Source organism: Desemzia sp. AGC72, assembly GCF_057334175.1.
The window spans coordinates 176,413-194,741 of sequence record NZ_JBHFIG010000001.1 but is presented as its reverse complement, the minus strand read 5'-3'; the positions used below and the strand labels follow the sequence as shown (position 1 = coordinate 194,741).

The 18,329-nt window shown below is 41.9% G+C and carries 14 protein-coding genes; 1 reads left to right on the top strand and 13 read right to left on the bottom strand.

Going from position 1 to position 18,329, the window contains the following annotated elements:
- Positions 1-139 precede the first annotated feature (139 nt).
- The 6 genes from ACE025_RS00875 to ACE025_RS00850 form a co-directional block, all read right to left on the bottom strand.
- Positions 140-856 (bottom strand): MIP/aquaporin family protein, encoded by a 717-nt coding sequence (locus tag ACE025_RS00875; RefSeq protein WP_485936502.1) that lies wholly within the window; start codon positions 854-856, stop codon positions 140-142.
- A 4-nt stretch (positions 857-860) separates the two neighbouring features.
- Positions 861-2,690, bottom strand: a complete 1,830-nt coding sequence (glpO, locus tag ACE025_RS00870) for a type 1 glycerol-3-phosphate oxidase (protein ID WP_485936500.1) — start codon at positions 2,688-2,690, stop codon at positions 861-863.
- A 272-nt stretch (positions 2,691-2,962) separates the two neighbouring features.
- On the bottom strand, positions 2,963-4,462 hold the full coding sequence (glpK, locus tag ACE025_RS00865; protein WP_485936498.1) for a glycerol kinase GlpK: 1,500 nt from the start codon (positions 4,460-4,462) through the stop codon (positions 2,963-2,965).
- Positions 4,463-5,041: 579 nt separating this feature from the next.
- A complete protein-coding gene (locus ACE025_RS00860) occupies positions 5,042-6,511 on the bottom strand; it encodes an AcpB/EbpR/MafR family transcriptional regulator (protein ID WP_485936496.1) in 1,470 nt (489 codons plus the stop codon).
- The gene (locus ACE025_RS00855; RefSeq protein WP_485936494.1) at positions 6,501-7,835 is read right to left on the bottom strand and encodes an FAD-dependent oxidoreductase; all 1,335 of its coding nucleotides are present in this window, start codon (positions 7,833-7,835) and stop codon (positions 6,501-6,503) included. Before ACE025_RS00855 ends, ACE025_RS00860 begins: the two co-directional genes overlap by 11 nt.
- Positions 7,836-8,049: 214 nt before the next feature.
- A complete protein-coding gene (locus ACE025_RS00850; RefSeq protein WP_485936492.1) occupies positions 8,050-8,334 on the bottom strand; it encodes a hypothetical protein in 285 nt (94 codons plus the stop codon).
- 168 nt (positions 8,335-8,502) lie between these two features.
- On the opposite strand from ACE025_RS00850, the gene ACE025_RS00845 reads away from it, so the two are divergent.
- A complete protein-coding gene (locus tag ACE025_RS00845; protein ID WP_485936490.1) occupies positions 8,503-9,417 on the top strand; it encodes a helix-turn-helix domain-containing protein in 915 nt (304 codons plus the stop codon).
- A gap of 68 nt (positions 9,418-9,485) precedes the next feature.
- Here ACE025_RS00845 and ACE025_RS00840 read toward each other — a convergent pair whose 3' ends face one another.
- The 7 genes from ACE025_RS00840 to mfd all read right to left on the bottom strand — a co-directional run bounded on the left by ACE025_RS00840 (position 9,486) and on the right by mfd (position 18,302).
- Positions 9,486-10,010: a S1 domain-containing RNA-binding protein gene (locus tag ACE025_RS00840; RefSeq protein ID WP_485936488.1), complete on the bottom strand. Its 525-nt coding sequence runs from the start codon at positions 10,008-10,010 to the stop codon at positions 9,486-9,488.
- 131 nt (positions 10,011-10,141) lie between these two features.
- Positions 10,142-10,600: an FtsB family cell division protein gene (locus tag ACE025_RS00835; protein WP_485936486.1), complete on the bottom strand. Its 459-nt coding sequence runs from the start codon at positions 10,598-10,600 to the stop codon at positions 10,142-10,144.
- Between the two features lie 21 nt (positions 10,601-10,621).
- A complete protein-coding gene (locus ACE025_RS00830) occupies positions 10,622-10,807 on the bottom strand; it encodes a hypothetical protein (RefSeq protein ID WP_485936484.1) in 186 nt (61 codons plus the stop codon).
- A 1,375-nt stretch (positions 10,808-12,182) separates the two neighbouring features.
- On the bottom strand, positions 12,183-12,437 hold the full coding sequence (locus tag ACE025_RS00825) for an RNA-binding S4 domain-containing protein (RefSeq protein ID WP_284030004.1): 255 nt from the start codon (positions 12,435-12,437) through the stop codon (positions 12,183-12,185).
- Positions 12,434-13,147 carry a MazG nucleotide pyrophosphohydrolase domain-containing protein gene (locus ACE025_RS00820; protein WP_485936481.1) on the bottom strand — a complete coding sequence of 238 codons (714 nt, stop codon included), beginning with the start codon at positions 13,145-13,147 and terminating at the stop codon, positions 12,434-12,436. The genes ACE025_RS00825 and ACE025_RS00820 overlap by 4 nt, the downstream gene beginning before the upstream one ends.
- Positions 13,148-13,155: 8 nt before the next feature.
- Positions 13,156-14,736 carry a putative polysaccharide biosynthesis protein gene (locus ACE025_RS00815; protein ID WP_485936479.1) on the bottom strand — a complete coding sequence of 527 codons (1,581 nt, stop codon included), beginning with the start codon at positions 14,734-14,736 and terminating at the stop codon, positions 13,156-13,158.
- Between the two features lie 23 nt (positions 14,737-14,759).
- Entirely contained in the window at positions 14,760-18,302 is a 3,543-nt protein-coding gene (gene mfd / locus ACE025_RS00810; protein WP_485936477.1) for a transcription-repair coupling factor, read from the bottom strand.
- Positions 18,303-18,329: the final 27 nt, after the last annotated feature.

Below are 18,329 nucleotides of genomic sequence, written 5' to 3'. Positions count from 1 at the left end.
TTATTCGATATAACTATCCTTCGTGTAATAAGCATCGAAAAGCCCATTGTTATGCTTTTACAAATCAAAAAAAACCTCATGTTCGTACTAGAGGGCTAGCACGAACATGAGGTTCAATTCATAAATCTTAGGTTGTTTTCTATAAAATCACCATATACAGCACTGCTGCAAGTACTGCCCCTAAGATTGGTCCTACTACTGGAATCCAAGAGTAATCCCATTCAGAGTTTCCTTTGTTTGCAATTGGCAAAACTTGGTGAGCAATACGCGGACCTAAGTCACGTGCAGGGTTGATCGCGTATCCAGTTGATCCACCTAAAGATAGACCGATTGAAAGAATCAATACTCCTACTACTAAAGGATTCAATCCTTCAGCAAAACTGTTTTGTCCGAACATCATTAAAGCAAATACCAATACAAAAGTACCGATTGTTTCTGTCATCACGTTGCTGACGTTGTTGCGGATAGCTGGTCCTGTTGCAAAAGTACCTAAGATGAATCCTTGGTCTTCTGTTACTTTGAAGTGCGGCAAGTAAGTCAACCATACTAATACAGCTCCTACGATACCTCCAGCAACTTGTGCTATGATAAATGGAAGTACTAAACTCCATTCAATATTACCAATCATCGCCATACCAACTGTTACAGCTGGGTTTAAGTGAGCTGGTCCCATAAATCCTGAAACGTAAACAGCAATTGTTACTGCAGCTCCCCATCCAAGAGCAATTGCAACCCAACCAGCTGCTTCTGCTTTACTTTTCTTCAAGTTGACGGCAGCACATACGCCGTCTCCCAATAATACCAAAATCATTGTTCCTAAGAACTCACTAAAAATCGTTAGTGTATCTCCACTCATTTGTTTACTCTCCTTTTAATTCTTTTAGATCAGATTCTGCAATCGCAGTTTCTAATTGTTTAGTATAATTTGCTTTTGCTTCATCTGTCCAATCATAGTAACGAGCCATTTCTGCGATTACTGGTTCAATAATACCATCCAGTGTGTCACGCATGAATAACATATGGTTCGTACGGCGAATTAAAAAGTCGTTTGGCGTCAACGCCATTTCTTCGTCCATCGCATAACGCAAGCTCAATGAGTCAGCTAACGTCAATCCCTCAATTTGTTGTACTTCATCTAGTAAAGCAAACACTTTAGGAGCATTTGAACCGTAAAGATTTGCCAAGTATAAAGCTTCAGATTGGCTCAATCCTTTTTCAACACCCATTTGGGCTAATTTTTCAGTTTCTTCTTCTACTTCTTGCGCGTTGATGTCTCCACCTGATACAGGGTATTTAGAAGAGTCGATCAACTCGTAAGTTTTGTTGAAGTCGTTTTTCAAGATTTCAACAACAGTTCTCATTGCTCCAAGAGCCATTTTACGGTAATCCGTAATCTTACCACCAGCTATAGTGATCAATCCATCTTCGTCAATGTCTAATGCACTTCCACGAGAAATCGCTGAAGGGTTAGCTTCTGATTCAGAGTTGCTAGTTTGAATGTCTTTTAATGCGTCTTCTACAGTAATACGATCTACTTCACCTTGTTGGTATTTTTCAATCGTAGAGATTACATTGTCAAAACTTTCATCTGTAATTGGTTGGCTGTTTCCACCATTGTAGTCAGATCCGCCATTTGTAGAAATCAATGGACGTAATCCTGCCCAGCTAGATTCGATATCGTTGATTGTAATTCCAGCTGATGGGTAACGGTTGTTTACAACTTCCAACAAGTAGTCTACATCTTCTTGTTCTACTTTTGGTTTTGAGAAATCGCCTTTGTAATCTGTATCCGTTGTTCCAAAGTATGTTTTTTCTTCACGAGGAATCACGAATACCATACGGCCGTCGTTTTTGCCTGTGTCGAAGTAAGTTGGTTGTGGAACTTGTAATTTTTCACGGTCTACTACCAAGTGAACCCCTTTTGTTGGGCGCATTTGAGGAGCGGCGTCTGATTTAGCATCCATTTGACGGATCGTGTCAGACCAAGGACCGGTTGTGTTTAATACAATACGAGCTTTGATATCATATGTTTCGCCTGTTAATAAGTCTTCAACAGTTGCTCCGCATACTTTATTATTTTCATCGTGTAAGATACCGACAACTTTCGTACGGCTGACCATGTGTCCACCATCTTCAGCAGCACGTTTGATGTTTTCGATTACTAAACGAGCATCGTTGTTACGGTAGTCCAAGTATACTCCAGCACCTTGTAAGCCTTCGCTTTTCAGTTGCGGTTCGCGTTCCAGAACTTCGTCTTTTGACAACGTGTAGTTTTCGTATTTTGTTCCTGTAACATTAGCTAATCGGTCATACAAGTCCATAGCTACTTTTAATGAGAACATTGAGAAAGTAGAACCAGGTTCGTCATAGACTGGCAAAATCATTGGATCTGCTTTAGGGATGTGAGGCGCGATACCTTGAACAACAGCACGTTCTTGAACGGTATCAGCAACAACTTCTACGTCAAAGTTCTTCAAGTAGCGTAAACCACCGTGAACCAATTTTGTTGAACGAGAAGAAGTTCCTTCTGCAAAGTCCTGCATTTCCACAAGACCAGTCTTCAAACCTGAAGCAGCAGCTTGTAACGCTGTACCGGCTCCTGTGATTCCACCACCGATAATTAAGACGTCTAGCGTTTCTTCTTTTAATGCTTTGATGTCTTGTTGTCTTCTTTTAATTGAAAAAACCATGACTCTTTTCCCCCTTTAAGGATTTAGTGTTTGTTGGTTAAAAATGTTTTAGGGTTTGTGCTTTTAAACGAGCTGCACATAGCAGCCTGTTGATAAGTTTTTGTAGCCGTGAGGCTACGGTCATTAATTTGGTTTCTGCTTTTAAAACGAGTTGCGCGTAGCAGCCTACACGGTCTATAAGCCAATATCAACTGCCAGGCAAAAAGCGCCTGTCTGTTGATATTTTCTTATAACCGGTAGGCTAGACGCTACGCTCCACTCTCTGTTTGTTTCTACGGTTTGAATACTTGTGTTGCTTTTACGGCTAGTTTCCAGTTTTGGTATAATTTTTCGCGTTCTTCGTCGGTCATTTGTGGTTCGAATGTGCCGCCTTCTTCGTACATGTCTTTGATTTCTTCGATGCTTTCCCAGAATCCAACTGCTAGTCCAGCCATGTAAGCCACTCCTAGTGCTGTTGTTTCTAAGTTGTGAGCGCGTTGTACTTTTGTTCCAATGATGTCTGCTTGGAATTGCAATAACCAGTCATTGTTAGCTGCTCCACCGTCTACTTTTAATAGAGGAATGTCGATTCCTGCGTCTGTCTTCATTGTATCAATAACGTCGCGTGCTTGGTAAGCAATTGCTTGTAAAGTTGCTTTGACGAAATCTTCTCTGGTTGTTCCGCGAGTCAAGCCGAATACTGCTCCACGTGCTTCAGAATCCCAGTAAGGTGCGCCTAGTCCTGTAAAGGCTGGTACAACAAATACTTCGTTGTTGTTGTCTGATGATTTTGCCAGGTCTTCTGAGTCAGAAGAGTGTTCTAACATTTTCAATCCGTCACGCAACCATTGAACAGCTGATCCAGCTACGAAGATACTTCCTTCTAATGCGTAGTAGATTTTACCGTTGATTCCGTAACCAATTGTCGTCAACAAGTTATTATCTGATAATTGTGGTGTTTCACCAGTGTTCATTACCATGAATGAGCCTGTACCGTAAGTGTTTTTAACCATTCCTGGTTCGAATGCCATTTGGCCGAATAAAGCAGCTTGTTGGTCTCCTGCCATTCCAGCGATTGGAATTGAAGCTCCGTAGAAGTGGTAGTTAGTTGTGTGTCCGTAAACTTCAGAATTCGATTTTACTTCCGGCATCATTGCGCGCGGAATGTTCAATAGGTCTAAGATTTCTTGATCCCAGTCTAATTCATGGATGTTGAACAACATTGTACGACTTGCGTTAGAGTAGTCTGTTACAAATGAGTCTCCTCCAGTTAATTTCCAAGTCAACCAAGTGTCAACAGTACCGAATAACAATTCGCCTTTTTCAGCGCGTTCTTGAGCACCTTCAACGTGGTCTAAGATCCAACGGATTTTAGTTGCTGAGAAGTATGAGTCAATGATCAATCCTGTTTTCTTGTGGATCATATCTGCATGTCCGTCTTCGGCTAATTTAGCAGCGATTGGTGCAGATTGGCGTGATTGCCATACGATAGCGTTGTAGATAGGACGTCCTGTTTTTTTCTCCCAAACGATAGTTGTTTCACGTTGGTTTGTGATTCCGATACCTGCGATTTCAGCAGGTTTGATACCAGATTCGATAAATGCCCCTGCGATTACAGACTGCACTGAATTCCAGATTTCGTTAGGGTTGTGTTCTACCCAACCGCTTTCAGGAAAAATCTGAGTAAACTCTTTTTGTGAACTTCCAACGTTGTTAGCTTTTTTATCAAAGATGATAGCTCTTGAACTAGTTGTTCCTTGGTCAATAGACATGATATATTTTTTCTCAGTCATTTTAATAGTTCCTCCTTGTGTATGCAAACGATTCCTTCTTGATGTATTTATTGTAATACGTTTTCACACGAAAAAAATGTCATGTTTTTGGCGGATAAGCAAAATAAATGGCATTTTTGGATACCCTTACAAATAAAACAGCGTTTGGTATAGATAGATTTTGTTTTGTTAACCTTAATACAACAATGATTACAATATTTATTCAAATGATTGGTCTTGAATAATTGTGGCGGTTGTGGGGGTTTAGAACAATTTACTTGAATGAGTACTTACTAATGAAAGTAGAGTAAGATGAATGCGTTTTGTGCATAAGAGCTCTTATCACTCATAAGAATAGAAGTAATAGGGTCGGTTTTGTTAGTGAGAAGTGTTCTGTCTCAAAAGAATAGCGGTATATTGACTAGTTTTGTTAGTGAGAAGTCTCCTCACTAACAAGATTACTAAAAATCCAATCCTTTTTGTGAGTTAAAGCCTTCCTATCTCACAAGAATACACTCAACTCACATGATTTTAATTGTTAAAACTTCTATTAAACTAACCACACAAAAAAGACGCCATCCTTTTTGGAAAAGCATCTTTTTAAAGTGTCAGATTTTGAATGATGTTTTGGATGTTTTTCATGTCGAAAGACGATAATATTTCGGATAGCACATAGACTTCGGCTTTTCCGTAAGACGAATTATCTTTGACAGGCGCATTAGTCAGTACCAAGTCGTAGTCTTTTTTCGGCTGATACTTCTCTACATGAATGCCGTTGATGTGCCGCATATTCAAGATCAGCAGTTGATTCAAAGCTTCTGTGTAGATGGTTTCCATTTTCAGATCAATGCCGACTTTTTTGATCTTTGTCATATTAAACGTCACGATGGATAATAAACTGACGTATTTTAACAGCTCCATTTTCAACAAGCTGTCTTCCATTGATTCTTCGATCTCGAATTTGCCCATACTGATCATGCGCAGTTGTTCCGCGAATGAGATTAAGTCTTTTCCGGTGAACTGTTTTTCTTTCGATAAAATAGCGTCATATTCGTACACTTCGATAGCGCCTTTTAAGAAATACATTTTCGCATGGATCTGAGATAAGTAGTAAAACATCTCTCTTTCCAACATATAAGGGAGTCTGCGGAAGTTGTAATGGATGATGATCGTCTCCACTACATACGTATCGATCGTAGCAATTGGCGCGCGTCTGGCCCGCAGCAACGTATATTCATGGAAATCGTGTTCGGTCAATACTGGAAAAGCCAACATAAAAACGAAATGCAGCATAGCTTCTTCTTCGTCTACTTCGATTGAGTACCGACTGAAGTAGCGCAAGACCATCGAGCGCATTTTTTGATAAAAGTGGTCTTCCATATAGGGTTCCATCAATCGGCGCAACTCTTTGTAACCTTTCTTTTTGCTGTTTACGCGGTTTTTGCTGATATGAAGCCACACTTTCAATCGTTCTTTGCCTTCCGGCTCCAAGTCGATGCCCAAAAAGTTGGTAGTTGCTTGCAGCAATTTGGAGACTTGTTCGTCGTTTTTCTTCGCTGAACTGATTTCTTTGTCTGAGACATACAAGTAAAACTGATAGTAGAAATGGCGAATCTGCAGCTCTTCTCCTTGCAACCGTCCATTTCGGATTTTGATGCGGAACTCTTTTAAGTAGTCGTTCAGTTCTTTGATTTTTCGAAACAGGGAAGATTCGCTGATCATGAGTTTTTGCGTCAATTGCACGATTGAAAATTCTTGATGCCGATACAAGTAGCTGATGATTTTCACTTTGACCGATTCTTTTAAGTAGACTTGATAGATCTGAGCAAGAGAAAATTCGCTGCTCATGAACAAGGTGATCATCGGTCCATCAAAATCCACTCGGACGCTTTCTTTGAAAGGCTCCAAGCGATAAGCCAACGATGCCAAGTCTTTGTCTAAAGAAGCTCGAGAAACTTCTAGATAGTCGACCATGTCGTTGTGGCTGACTTCTCCTCCGCTCAACACGAGTTTTTTCATCAAATTCACTTCTCTGATTTCATGCTTCTCAAGAAAATTTTCAACTTTCATCCGTATCCCGCCTTATGTTTGGCCAAGCAACTAAGTTTGTCGTTTCAATAGTATTGGTAAAGGTTGGATGGAAAAAGAATTCTTTTTGACTTAGATCCTCCAACGTTTGATTTGTCTGGATAGCAAGAGCAAGTGTGTTGATTTTTTCCAGTACATCCGCTTTAGAGACCAGTTGAGCGCCCAACAGCTCTCGCGTTTCTTCATTATATACGTATTTGATCAGTACCTCTTCTGCAAATGGCAGACTGTTGGCAGGAACGATCTGTCGTTTGACACCAATAGACTGATCAGAAAATAAGCTGTCAGATTCGGTCATCCCTGTGCTTGCGATATGGTAGCCAAACGCCGACGTGCCGATCGTGCGCAATGATCCTTTGAACGGCATCACTGGTCTGACGAGATTAGCTGCCGCGACGATTCCTGTCCGTACGGCATTGTTCACTAGGGGAATGTACATCGCTTCTTCTCCCATACAAGAAGGCAATTGGATACAGTCTCCTACCGCCAGTACATCAGGATGTGAAGTCCGCAAGTATTCGTCTACCGCGATCGTGTGGTCCATGTGCAAGTCGATCTGACCGTCTAAAAAGCTCAAGTCTGGTCTGACATTGACCGCTAAAATGGCTGTATCGCTTTCAATGTTTCCGCTGCCCAATTGAATTTCCAGTTTGTCTCCTGCTTCTTTAATAGAAGAAACTGTTTGATTCATGTACAGCGCCACACCGGCTTCTTGCATTTCTTCTTGGATCGGCTGGATCATGTCTTTGTCGAAGTATTTGAACAAGACATAGTCCATATTTTCGACTAACGCCACTTGCTTGCCGTTTTTTGTCAGCAAGTCAGCTGCTTCTACGCCGATCTGCCCGCCGCCGATGATGGTAACGTGCTGGCTGGCTTGTAATTTTTCCAGAGCATCTTCCGCCCCTTTTAGACGTTTGTATTTCAGTACGCGGTCTGAGCCGCTTCCTTCGATTTTGTGCGACAGCTGGCTCGAACCGGTCGCGATGATCAATTTGTCATAAGCCATAGTAACAGCTTCATTATCACAGCGGTATGTCAGGTGTTTGTTCACGGTATCGACTTTTTCGACGGTTGACTCCAACAAAATCTTGATACGTCTTTGTTCCAAGTCAGCTTCTTTAATGAAATAAGCTTGCGACAGCGAGTCGATTTTTTTATCCAAATACAAATGCAGTCCATTAGGGATGTAGCCTAATTTAGTCTGCTTCTCCAACAAGCTGATCTCAGCGTTCGGGTGGTGTTTACGCACTTCTAAAGCTGCCGTTACGCCAGCAAATGAAGCACCGATAATGGCTACTTTCATATAGAGACTCCTTTGAATTCGTTTGACTTCAGTATACCATGTTCTTTTATTTAAAAAAGAGCTGGCGTCCATAAAAAAGACTTCCTCTTCATTAAAGGAAGTCTTTTGCTGCGTGTGATCAAGCTCAATTTTTGCTGTGCTTTTTGCACTTTATTTTTTTATCTTTGGGATATTCTTTTTCATCCGGTTTCGTGCTACAATAACTTGAACTTATTTAGAGATTCATATCTAAGGGTATGGACTGTAAAATTGCCTCTTTGTCCCCAGTCACCTCAATAAATTGGATTTCTCTAGCTAAGATAGTGTTCAAGTGTTCAAAAGTGTACTGATTCTTTCGTAAGACCGTATCAAAAGGGCAGTCTAATATCCCGTCCGCATTTACAATGACATCTCTATTGTCTACGTTTAAGCGAATGGTTTCATGTTGACCGATAATGACGTAAAAATAATACTTCTGCTGCGAGTTATCTGTAGTACCTTGCTGCTGTTCACTTAACATCGTTATTCGCCTACCTTCTTATAAAAACTCTTATCTGCCAAATCTTATTAACTTTCCACATTTTTAGAGTCGAATAATAAGCACTTCATATAGTAGTATACCTATTGGCATCATCACCTGAACAAAATGTGACAATAGTAACTACAATACATTAAAGGAGCAATCTATATGTCCTACCAACCGATTCCAATTGGCACAACATTAAAAAAAATCCGAGAAAATAAGGGATATACACAAAAACAAATCTCAGACGAAAAGATGGCTCGATCGACTTACACCAAATTTGAAAATGACATCATCAGTCCTACTCTGCCTAAATACCTAGCCATCATAGACCATATGGATATTTCGCACGAAGAGTTCATGTATATTTTGCATGATTATCGTTTAGGAGAAAAAGAACACATTTTGCATTTGTTTAAAAAATTGGAAGAATGTCCTTCTCATGAGCTATTGGATGAGATTATTGAAAAAGGGGAGACTCTGGTTAGAGAGAGGTACGACCAACTAGTGTTGGATATTTTGAATGCCAGCCGGGGATACAAAGTACTTCTGGAAGAACACGATTTAAAAAAAGCGAAAGAATACGCTGAAAAAGTTTGGGAACGAATGGCAACACTGGACAACTGGTACTTAGCAGAATTGCATGTCATCAACAGTATCTTATATTTATTTGATAGTGAAACTGCTGTCGCATTTACTGACCGAGCGGTGAAGATCCTTTCAAAATATAAAGATTTTGATGAGGCCGTCACTTTGCGCAACAGCTTTTTGCTGCATGTGACTAACTTGTTGATGATGGATAAGAAGTATGAGCAGGCTTTGACTTACTTAAATATATTGGAAGCAGCAAATATTATGTTGGAATGTCCTATCCTGTGGGGGATCACACTGATTCGTAAAGAAGTGTGTATGACTAAAATAGGAGATCTTTCTGAACCGGGGCTGATCAAAAAAGCGGTCCAGCTGTTTGATTGCTTGAACCAGCCGGATCTAGCACGATATGCGGAAGAAAATCCGGAAAATGTATATAACCTTTACGCTCGTTTTCCGATCGCACAGATAAAAGTAGTACTAGTTTAAAAAAGAGGCTGGAATATTTTCCAGCCTCTTTTGTTTATAGATTTATCTATGAATGCATGACGCAATAATTAGTTACGACGTCCGCCGCGTCCGCCGCGTTTGCCTTCAGTGTTGCGTTTCAATGACGTCAGACGATCGTCACTGTCTTTTAAGAATGAACTCATCAATGTATCAAAGTCTTCTCTCTTATCTTTTTGTGCGTAAGAAGAACGATTCGTTTTTTGGTAACCTTGTCCTCTTGAAGGAGAACTTCCTCTATCGTTGCTTCGTTGATAATTACTGCTTGGTCTTGAACTTGAACTTGGTCTAGAGCTTGTAGCTGCGCTTGGTGCACTTGTTGGCGCTGCTGTTTCTGGTTGATCAACTGCTTTACGAATAGATAGACCAATTTTACCATCAGTACCGATTGTTAACACTTTAACCGTTACTTCATCTCCAACACTTAATACATCATGGATATCTTTTACGAAACTGTCAGATATCTCACTAATATGAACCAACCCTGTTTTTCCATTACCCAAATCAATAAACGCACCAAAATTTGTAATTCCTGTTACTTTTCCAGGAACTTTACTACCGACTTCAATTGACATATAAAATTCATTTCCTCCTTGAATACTAGTACCGTCATTATAGCATGACTTCGTTTACACATAAAGCTTTTTTATTCTTACTCACTGCTGCAGCAGTTGCTATTGCCGCTTTTTGCAGCAAATGAACTATCTTAGTTCTGATCAGCTGTTTCTGTTGTTTCATCGCTTTTAGCGGAATCAGACTCTTCTTGTGTTTCCTCTTTTTGAGTTTTAGCCGCGTTATCTTCAGGGAAACTAAATATAATCTCGCCTTCCTTGGATAAGTAATATTGGCTTCTAGCTAATTTAGCTATGTATTCATCATCTTGAAGCTTTTTGACTTCATTTTGAAGATTTTCTTGAGTTGCCTCCACTTGATCCAGCTCTTCAGCTGCTGTTACTTTTTGTGCATCCAAGTCGGAAATCAGCTTCGTATTTTTCACTAAATTCATAGACAAGCCTGCGATAAACAAGCCGCTTATGACTGCGATACTAGCTATACGTCGCTTCCGCTGTTTTCTAAACTTATTTTCACGATGAGCTTGAACCGTTTTAGTTTTAGTATACTCGTTTCTTAACTGTGTTACCTTGCTTCTTTTTCTCTCTTTCATCCCTTACACCTCAATACGCGATTATTTTTTATCGGCTGATTGACCATACTCTTTAAGTGTAACAATTTTTGCTATTTTTATCTCGTTAGACGATTTTTTGAACAACATTGTATTTTCTATCTGCAAATGGATTTCGTCTTCATTCTCTAAAAAGCTGATAAGCCATGAAAAAGACTGATACCGCCACCCATCTGATCCTGCCAACATTATACCAAGTATGCCTTTACATTTCTATCAGGTTTTCAAAAATTTTCAGCATATTTTGTCTATGGATAGTCTTTTTTTGCTTACGTATGATTATTGGGTGCTTTTTTCGGCCATAAGCTCGGTCGTTTGTCTGCTCATGGCTGAGTTGCGGTCGTGGTTGGTCCATGAGCTCGGTCTCTTCCTCGCTCATGGCTGTTTACTTGAAGCCGTTCGGCCATGAAGATGAGTTATTATGAGCTCATGGACTTTTTAGCAGTTTTTCTGCTCAGAAGCAGACACCGAAACACTTATTACCCAACTGCACCCTCATTAAAACCTTGAACCCTTCTTTTACTTAATAAGGTTTCAGCTTTTCGGGCACGAAAAGTATCCTTTCTGCCTTGAACGTTTGGTTTTGGTTGCTCATGGCCGAGTTGCGAGCATGTTTGGTCCATGAGCTTCGTTATTTCTCCGTTCATGGCTGTTTACTTGAAGCGGTTCGGCCATGAAGAGTTTTGAATTCGAGCTTATGGCTTTTTCAGCAGTTTTTCTGCTCACCAGCAGACATCTAAACACTTATTACTCAAGTGCATCCTCATTAAAACCTTTAAGCTTTCTTTTATCTAATGAGGATTTCAGCTTTTCGGGTACGAAAAGTATCCTTTCTGCCTTGGGCTGTTGGTTTTTGTTGCTCATGGCCGAGTTGCGAGCATGTTTGATCCATGAGCTTTGTTATTTCTCCGTTCATGGCTGTTTACTTGAAGCGGCTCGGCCATGAAGAGGAATTGCTTCGAGCTCATGGCCTTTTCAGCAGTTTTTCTGTTCACCAGCAGACACCGAAACACTTATTACCCAACTGCATCCTCATTAAAAACCTTCAAGCTTTCTTTTGTCTAATGAGGATTTCAGCTTTTCGGGTACGAAAAGTATCCTTTCTGCCTTGAGATGTTGGTTTTGGTTGCTCATGGCCGATTTACAAGCATGTTTGGTCCATGAGCTTCGTCATTTCCCCGTTCATGGCTGTTTACTTGAAGTTGTTCGGCCATGAAGAGGAATTGCTTCGAGCTCATGGCCTTTTCAGCAGTTTTCTGCTCACCAGCAGACATCGAAACACTTATTACCCAACTGCATCCTCATTAAAAACCTTCAAGCCTTCTTTTATTTAATAGGATTTCAGCTTTTCGGGTACGAAAAGTATCTTGATTAAATTTGCGCGCACTTTTAAAGATTTAGAGACTAAAAAAGGAGCGCACTTTATCAGAGCGCTCCCCTAAGCATACAATTTTTTTGTTCTACACCATCTAGCTATGGTTAAAATCTAAATGGCTAGGCTAATACTAACTTTTAACATTTCTGGAAGAAATTTCTGTACCAATGTCATAATGTAGAGAACCGGTTATTTTTCTGTATTGCTTAAGATAGTATACATTTCGGCTGCTTCATCTTTTTTAGTCGTTTCGACCAGCTTGTCGATGCGGATGACAAGTGTGCGGTTTCCGAAAGCAATCGTTAACTCGTCGCCTTCTTTGACTGTAGAAGATGATTTTGCAACAGCTCCATTGATTTGGATGCGGCCTTTGTCGGCAACTTCTTTAGCAACGGTACGGCGTTTGATGATGCGAGAAACTTTTAGGAATTTATCTAATCTCATAAACCTAGCTCCTTTTCTTTTGCTTTGATTTTTTGCCAGATGGCATCTACTTCTTCAACTGTGTTGGCTTCGACCCCGTCAAATACATGCGGATGCCGGCGCCGTAATTTGGTATTGATGGCTTCTAGAACATCTTCCAAAGTAAAAGTTCCTTTTGATTCTGCGTAACTCGTTTGATATAAGATGTGGCACAATAAGTCGCCCAATTCCTCCGCCATATTGCGAGAATCATTGTTGTAGATGGCTTCTACGAACTCGTCCACTTCCTCATGCAAGAACGGGATCAGCGTTTCATGTGTCTGCTGCTTGATCCAGATGTCGCCGCCTTCTCCGGTGATCTCATCCAAATAAAATTGCAGCGTTTGAAACGACTTAGTGCGCTCGTCTTGCTTTAAGGCCGGTATAAACAACACGCCTGAGTTGGAATACATTTGGAAAGAGGGTTCTTCATTCAATGCGAACCATTCTACGTGTTCTTCTTCGGTTCCGGGGTTTTCAACAAAAGCTATCCGGTGAGTCGAAGGGTACTTTTTGTCCAGGATAGACGCCACTAATCCTAGCGCCGGTACTTCATAGATACCGTCAATGATCACGGATTGGCCCAAAACAACTTGGTCACCGTCCAGCTTGTTCACCGGAATCCACTGAAATCCAGCTGAGGCATCTTGTTCAACTGCCGTAAAAACAGCTTCTAGTACAGATAATTTCATATGCTTCCCTACTTTCTCAATACTCTTTTGCCAAATGGGAGTGATAACCATTCCCGCAGCGTCAAGAGTTTGAATGAAATAATGGCTTTAACGAAAACTGCCGCACCTGCCGCTACTCCCAACAGAACGAATACAAACGAACCCAGACGGTCAGCGTTCAAACCAGTTAAGCTGACTAGACTAACAGTCGCTAGAACAGCTGCTCCCATAATGAACGAACTGGCGGCTAACTTCCAGCCGAATCCTTTTGCAAAGACCGCTATTTTGATTGAGTCCGTCAGTTTCCACCAGCTGAAAGCCAACGTAGACAACAGCGCCAAAACGGTTCCCAGACTAGAACCTGCTGTTCCTAATAATACCACTAATGGAGTGTTGAGGACGCTTTTGACCACTAGCCCCAGCAGCAAACCAACAAAAGCCAAGCGGTGCTGATTGCGGCTTTGGAAAATAGCGTTCACTGCTCCAATCAAAGAGGCTGCAAATACAGACACTACATAAATAGCGATCGTTACATTGCCTTCTTTATCACCAAACAGCGTGTGGTTCAAGTAAGGCGTCAAAACGATCATCCCGACAGTTGCAGCTGCAGCGATCGTAGTCGTGATGCGCAAGAAAGACTTCGCGATATGGTTAAAGTCGTTCGTCTTTCGTTCGATCACACTGGTCGTTAATGTCGGCAGTAAACTAGAAGAAAAGGCTGTGGCTACGACCATCCCTAATTGAACAAGCGGCTGCCCTCTGTCGTAAACCCCTTTGATGCTCCGCGCAGCAGCTGGGCTGATTCCCGATTGGACTAATCCGTTATACAACGTGAACGAGTCGATCAATTGCAGCAAGATCAGCATCGCACTCAATAAGCACAGCACTAATCCTTCTGTTCCCAATCGTTTCAATAGTGTTCGGTATGTCGGTATGGGAATTGAGTCTGTATACATGACACCAGAAAATGGACTCTTTCTGTGATGAGATGCCATAAACGCCACCATCGTCACCGTTGCAGCCATCCCTGCGATCCATGCGCTGCTCATGGCATCAGCGCCCATTTGATAAACGGAATCTTTGCTGGTTGTATAAGTATACGCCACCAGTAAAATCACGGCTACTCGCACCACTTGTTCAACGACTTGAGAGACTGCAGTAGGAATCATTTGAAAAGTGCCTTGGAAATAACCGCGGGACACCGATAAGAAAGGCACCAGCAGAAATTGCCATGACACGGCTTGGATGATGCCGCTGAGTTGACGGTCTCCCATCCCGTCTGCGATCCTGCCTGCGCCAAGATACAAGGCTAGAAAGATCCCAAGGGAAAAACCCGCTAACAGGATAAACAACCGTTGTTGGATTTTTTGCTGCAGACTTGCAGGAGTTTCTGCAATGATTTTGGACAAGAAGACCGGCAAACCGTTCAGAGCCAGCGTCATCCCTAACCCATACAGCGGGTAAATTTGTTGGTAGACGTAAAAGCCCGTATTGCCGACCAAATTTTGGAAGGGGACTCGATAAACGGCACTAAGGACTTTTGCTATAAAAGCAGCGATCGTTAAAATGACCGCACCATTCATCGTTTTTTTCAGCTGCTGGTTTCCCATACATTTCCCGCTTTCTCGTTAGATTAGTTATTTTTCTCTTTTTCTTTGATGCGATATTCCGCAATCTGCTGCACAAATTTCTCAATGTGCCCTAGCCATTTGTAAATGGATTTGAGGTAATCTTTTTCTAAGCGCAAAGTTACTTTCAGCTGATCTTTTGCAGCTGCTACATTAGCTTTCAACGGTACTTCGCTTAACGCACGGAACGTTTCTTCTCCTGGAAGAGTCTTCGTGCCTTCTTTTGAGAAGGTGATCTCCACTTCGTCGTCTTTGCGTCGGATGTTTTCGACCAGCGCATATTCTCCGTAGTATTTGATGAGACCGATCGTCAACAGATCCGCTACTTCATCAGGGAAGTTGCCGAAGCGGTCGATCAAGTCATCTTGCAGCTGCACATATTCCTCGTGACTGTCCAGCTCGCGAATCCGTTTGTAGATCTCGATTTTTTGACGTTGATCCGAGATGTATTCATTCGGCAAGTATGCATTGATGCCCAAGTCGATTTCCACCTTGGTTTTCTTCTCTTTTTCTTCTATGCCGCGTTTACGCACAACAGCTTCGCTCAGCATTTCAGAGTACAAATCAAATCCGACTGAATCGATAAATCCATGCTGTTGTTTCCCAAGCAAGTTTCCGGCTCCACGGATCGACAAGTCGCGCATCGCGATCTTGAATCCTGAACCTAACTCTGTAAAGTCTTTGATTGCTTGCAGACGTTTTTCGCTGACTTCATTCAAGACTTTATCTTGCTGGTACATCAAGTAAGCATAAGCCACTCGGTTGCTTCGGCCCACTCGCCCTCTCAATTGATACAACTGCGATAAGCCCATGTGGTCCGCGTTTTCGACAAACAGCGTGTTGACATTCGGCATATCTACCCCAGTCTCAATGATCGTCGTAGTGACCAGCACATCATGTTGGCCATCTACAAATTCATACAACACGTTTTCCAGTTGAGATTCTGTCATTTGCCCATGCGCATAAGCGATACGCGCGTCTGGAATCAACGCTTCCAGTTCACTCACTCGTCTTTCAATCGTTTCTACTCGGTTGTAAAGATAGAATGCTTGCCCGCCACGAGCCATTTCACGCTCGACAGCTTCTCTTATGGCACCTGGATTTTGTTCCATGACATACGTTTGGACAGGGTAACGACTGGACGGCGGAGTCTCGATAACTGACAAGTCACGCACTCCCAGCATCGACATATGCAATGTTCTCGGGATAGGCGTAGCTGTCAATGTCAATACATCGACTTGTTCTTTTAGAGCTTTCAATTTTTCTTTGTGTTTTACACCAAATCGCTGCTCTTCATCAATGATCAATAGCCCCAGATCACTGAACTCCAAGTCATTCGACAGCAAGCGGTGTGTTCCCACGACCACATCTATCTGCCCATTTTTGATGCCTTTCATTGTTTCCGCTTGTTGTTTTTTAGTTCGGAAACGACTCATGATCGAAACGTTGACCGGAAAATCAGCAAATCGTTCCACCATTGTTTCGTAATGTTGCTGCGCTAAGATCGTTGTCGGCACTAAAAAGGCGGCTTGCTTGCCTTCTTGAACGGCTTTAAAGACAGCTCTTAGAGCGACTTCCGTTTTACCGTACCCAACGTCTCCGACCAATAAGCGATCCATCGGTTTTTTCCGTTCCATGTCGCGTTTGATCTCTTCCGTACTTCTCAACTGGTCTTCCGTTTCTGAATAAGGGAAGGCATCTTCGAATTCTTTTTGGTATTCCGTGTCTGGCCCAAATGCATACCCAACTTCTTGATCGCGTGCTGCATACAGCTGGATCAATTCATCAGCAATATCTTCTACTTTACTGGCTACTTTATTCTTCGTTTTAGTCCATTCTGTTCCGCCAAGTTTGTTGACTTTAGGTTTCTTAGATTCAGAAGATACGTATTTTTGCAGCAAATTCAACTGCGTGACCGGGATGAACAATTTGGCATCGTCTTTATAGATGATGGACATGTAATCTTGATGGACCCCATTGATCTCCAAAGTTTCCATTCCGACATATTTCCCGATACCATGGTTTACGTGAACAACAAAGTCGCCAGGGTTCAGCTCGCTGTAGCTTTTGATCCGTTCCGCGTTGGTCATTGTTTGACGGCGAGTCGGCTTTTTCTTCGCTACTTTATTGAACAATTCGCGCTCTGTCAGCAAGACAAATTTCTCTGTCGGCAGCTCAAATCCATTACGGAAATTTCCGATCACGATTTGGACTTGTCCGGTTTCTACAGCATCTGCATCGACGATCTTACTATGGATCTCAAAGTCTTCAAATGTCTGATGCACTTTTTGCGCTCGTTCGTTGGTCGGAACGGTCACTAAAACCGTATGGTGCTGTTTTTCCCAACGTGTCATCTCTGTTTTCAACAACGGCATTTGACCGAAGAATTGCTGCATGTTGCGGTATTGGAAAGCATGTATCGCATCAAATCGCACGTTCCCCATACCTTTTTGGAACAAGACGAAATACAAGCGGTCTGTCTCCGTTTCTTTAATAACAGTTTTAAAATCATGCGAAAACTTTTGGTTCTGCAAAATTTGACGAGCGCCTAATTTGTTAACGACCCACTCGGCTTCTTCCGTTTCTGCATGGCGTTCCGCTTCCAAAATACGCGGGTAATCGTCCATAATGATCACACTGTCTCTAGACATGTAATCTAAGATACTATTTTTTTCGTTGTAAATATAATCAGTGTACATCACCAATTCATTGATTGGCTCTCCATAATTGAAAGCATCCAAAATCGGTGCCAGGTTCTTAGCAAACAACTGTTTATCGGCATCATCTGTGATCAAGCTTTTATTGCGTTCTACCGCATCGTTGAAAGCACCAGCATTTTGCTGCAGCAGCTCTTTCGTATAAATCGTATCGCTCGCCGGCAAGATTTTGATGGATTCGATCGAGTTCACAGAACGCTGCGAACCGACATCAAAGAACCGCATCGAATCGACCTCGGTATCAAATAAGTCAATACGAACCGGATTCTCTTCCGTTAGAGGATAAATGTCGATAATTCCTCCACGAATACTGAACTCTCCATGATTTCCGACTAATTGCTGGCGCACATACCCCATATCGACCAGCTTCTGTGCCAGCTGACCAGGGTCTAGTTCGCCGCCCATTTCTACTTCAAATGAATTCTCTTTCCATAATTCCACAGACGGTAATAATTTGCGCACACCTGCTACTGGAACTAGTACGATCCCGGGTTTTCCTGACAACAAAAAATCCATAGCCGCAATACGTTCGCTGCGGGCTTCTGGTGATGCAATGGCCATTTCTGCATACACCATTTCATCTACCGGGAAAATGTGCAACTGATTTTCATCAACCATTCCGCTGAAATCTTCCATCAATTGATTGGCATGAAATAAATTATGCGCGATCACAACGATCGGCTTTTGCTTTTGCTCTAAGATGGCAGCTATAACTAAAGTTCTCGCTGAACCAGACAAACCGGTAATCAGTTGTGATTGCTTCTTACCAATAGGATCGATGACTGCTTTGACATTATCCATACCAGCCAGTAACTGTACTACATCTCCCATATTAAATTTCCTCCGTTTGCATCTTCT

Coding starts and splice junctions, on each gene's coding strand:
- ACE025_RS00875 (WP_485936502.1), bottom strand. CDS start 856: ATGAGTGGAGATACACTAACGATTTTTAGTGAGTTCTTAGGAACAATG.
- glpO (WP_485936500.1), bottom strand. CDS start 2,690: ATGGTTTTTTCAATTAAAAGAAGACAACAAGACATCAAAGCATTAAAA.
- glpK (WP_485936498.1), bottom strand. CDS start 4,462: ATGACTGAGAAAAAATATATCATGTCTATTGACCAAGGAACAACTAGT.
- ACE025_RS00860 (WP_485936496.1), bottom strand. CDS start 6,511: ATGAAAGTTGAAAATTTTCTTGAGAAGCATGAAATCAGAGAAGTGAAT.
- ACE025_RS00855 (WP_485936494.1), bottom strand. CDS start 7,835: ATGAAAGTAGCCATTATCGGTGCTTCATTTGCTGGCGTAACGGCAGCT.
- ACE025_RS00850 (WP_485936492.1), bottom strand. CDS start 8,334: ATGTTAAGTGAACAGCAGCAAGGTACTACAGATAACTCGCAGCAGAAG.
- ACE025_RS00845 (WP_485936490.1), top strand. CDS start 8,503: ATGTCCTACCAACCGATTCCAATTGGCACAACATTAAAAAAAATCCGA.
- ACE025_RS00840 (WP_485936488.1), bottom strand. CDS start 10,010: ATGTCAATTGAAGTCGGTAGTAAAGTTCCTGGAAAAGTAACAGGAATT.
- ACE025_RS00835 (WP_485936486.1), bottom strand. CDS start 10,600: ATGAAAGAGAGAAAAAGAAGCAAGGTAACACAGTTAAGAAACGAGTAT.
- ACE025_RS00830 (WP_485936484.1), bottom strand. CDS start 10,807: ATGTTGGCAGGATCAGATGGGTGGCGGTATCAGTCTTTTTCATGGCTT.
- ACE025_RS00825 (WP_284030004.1), bottom strand. CDS start 12,437: ATGAGATTAGATAAATTCCTAAAAGTTTCTCGCATCATCAAACGCCGT.
- ACE025_RS00820 (WP_485936481.1), bottom strand. CDS start 13,147: ATGAAATTATCTGTACTAGAAGCTGTTTTTACGGCAGTTGAACAAGAT.
- ACE025_RS00815 (WP_485936479.1), bottom strand. CDS start 14,736: ATGGGAAACCAGCAGCTGAAAAAAACGATGAATGGTGCGGTCATTTTA.
- mfd (WP_485936477.1), bottom strand. CDS start 18,302: ATGGGAGATGTAGTACAGTTACTGGCTGGTATGGATAATGTCAAAGCA.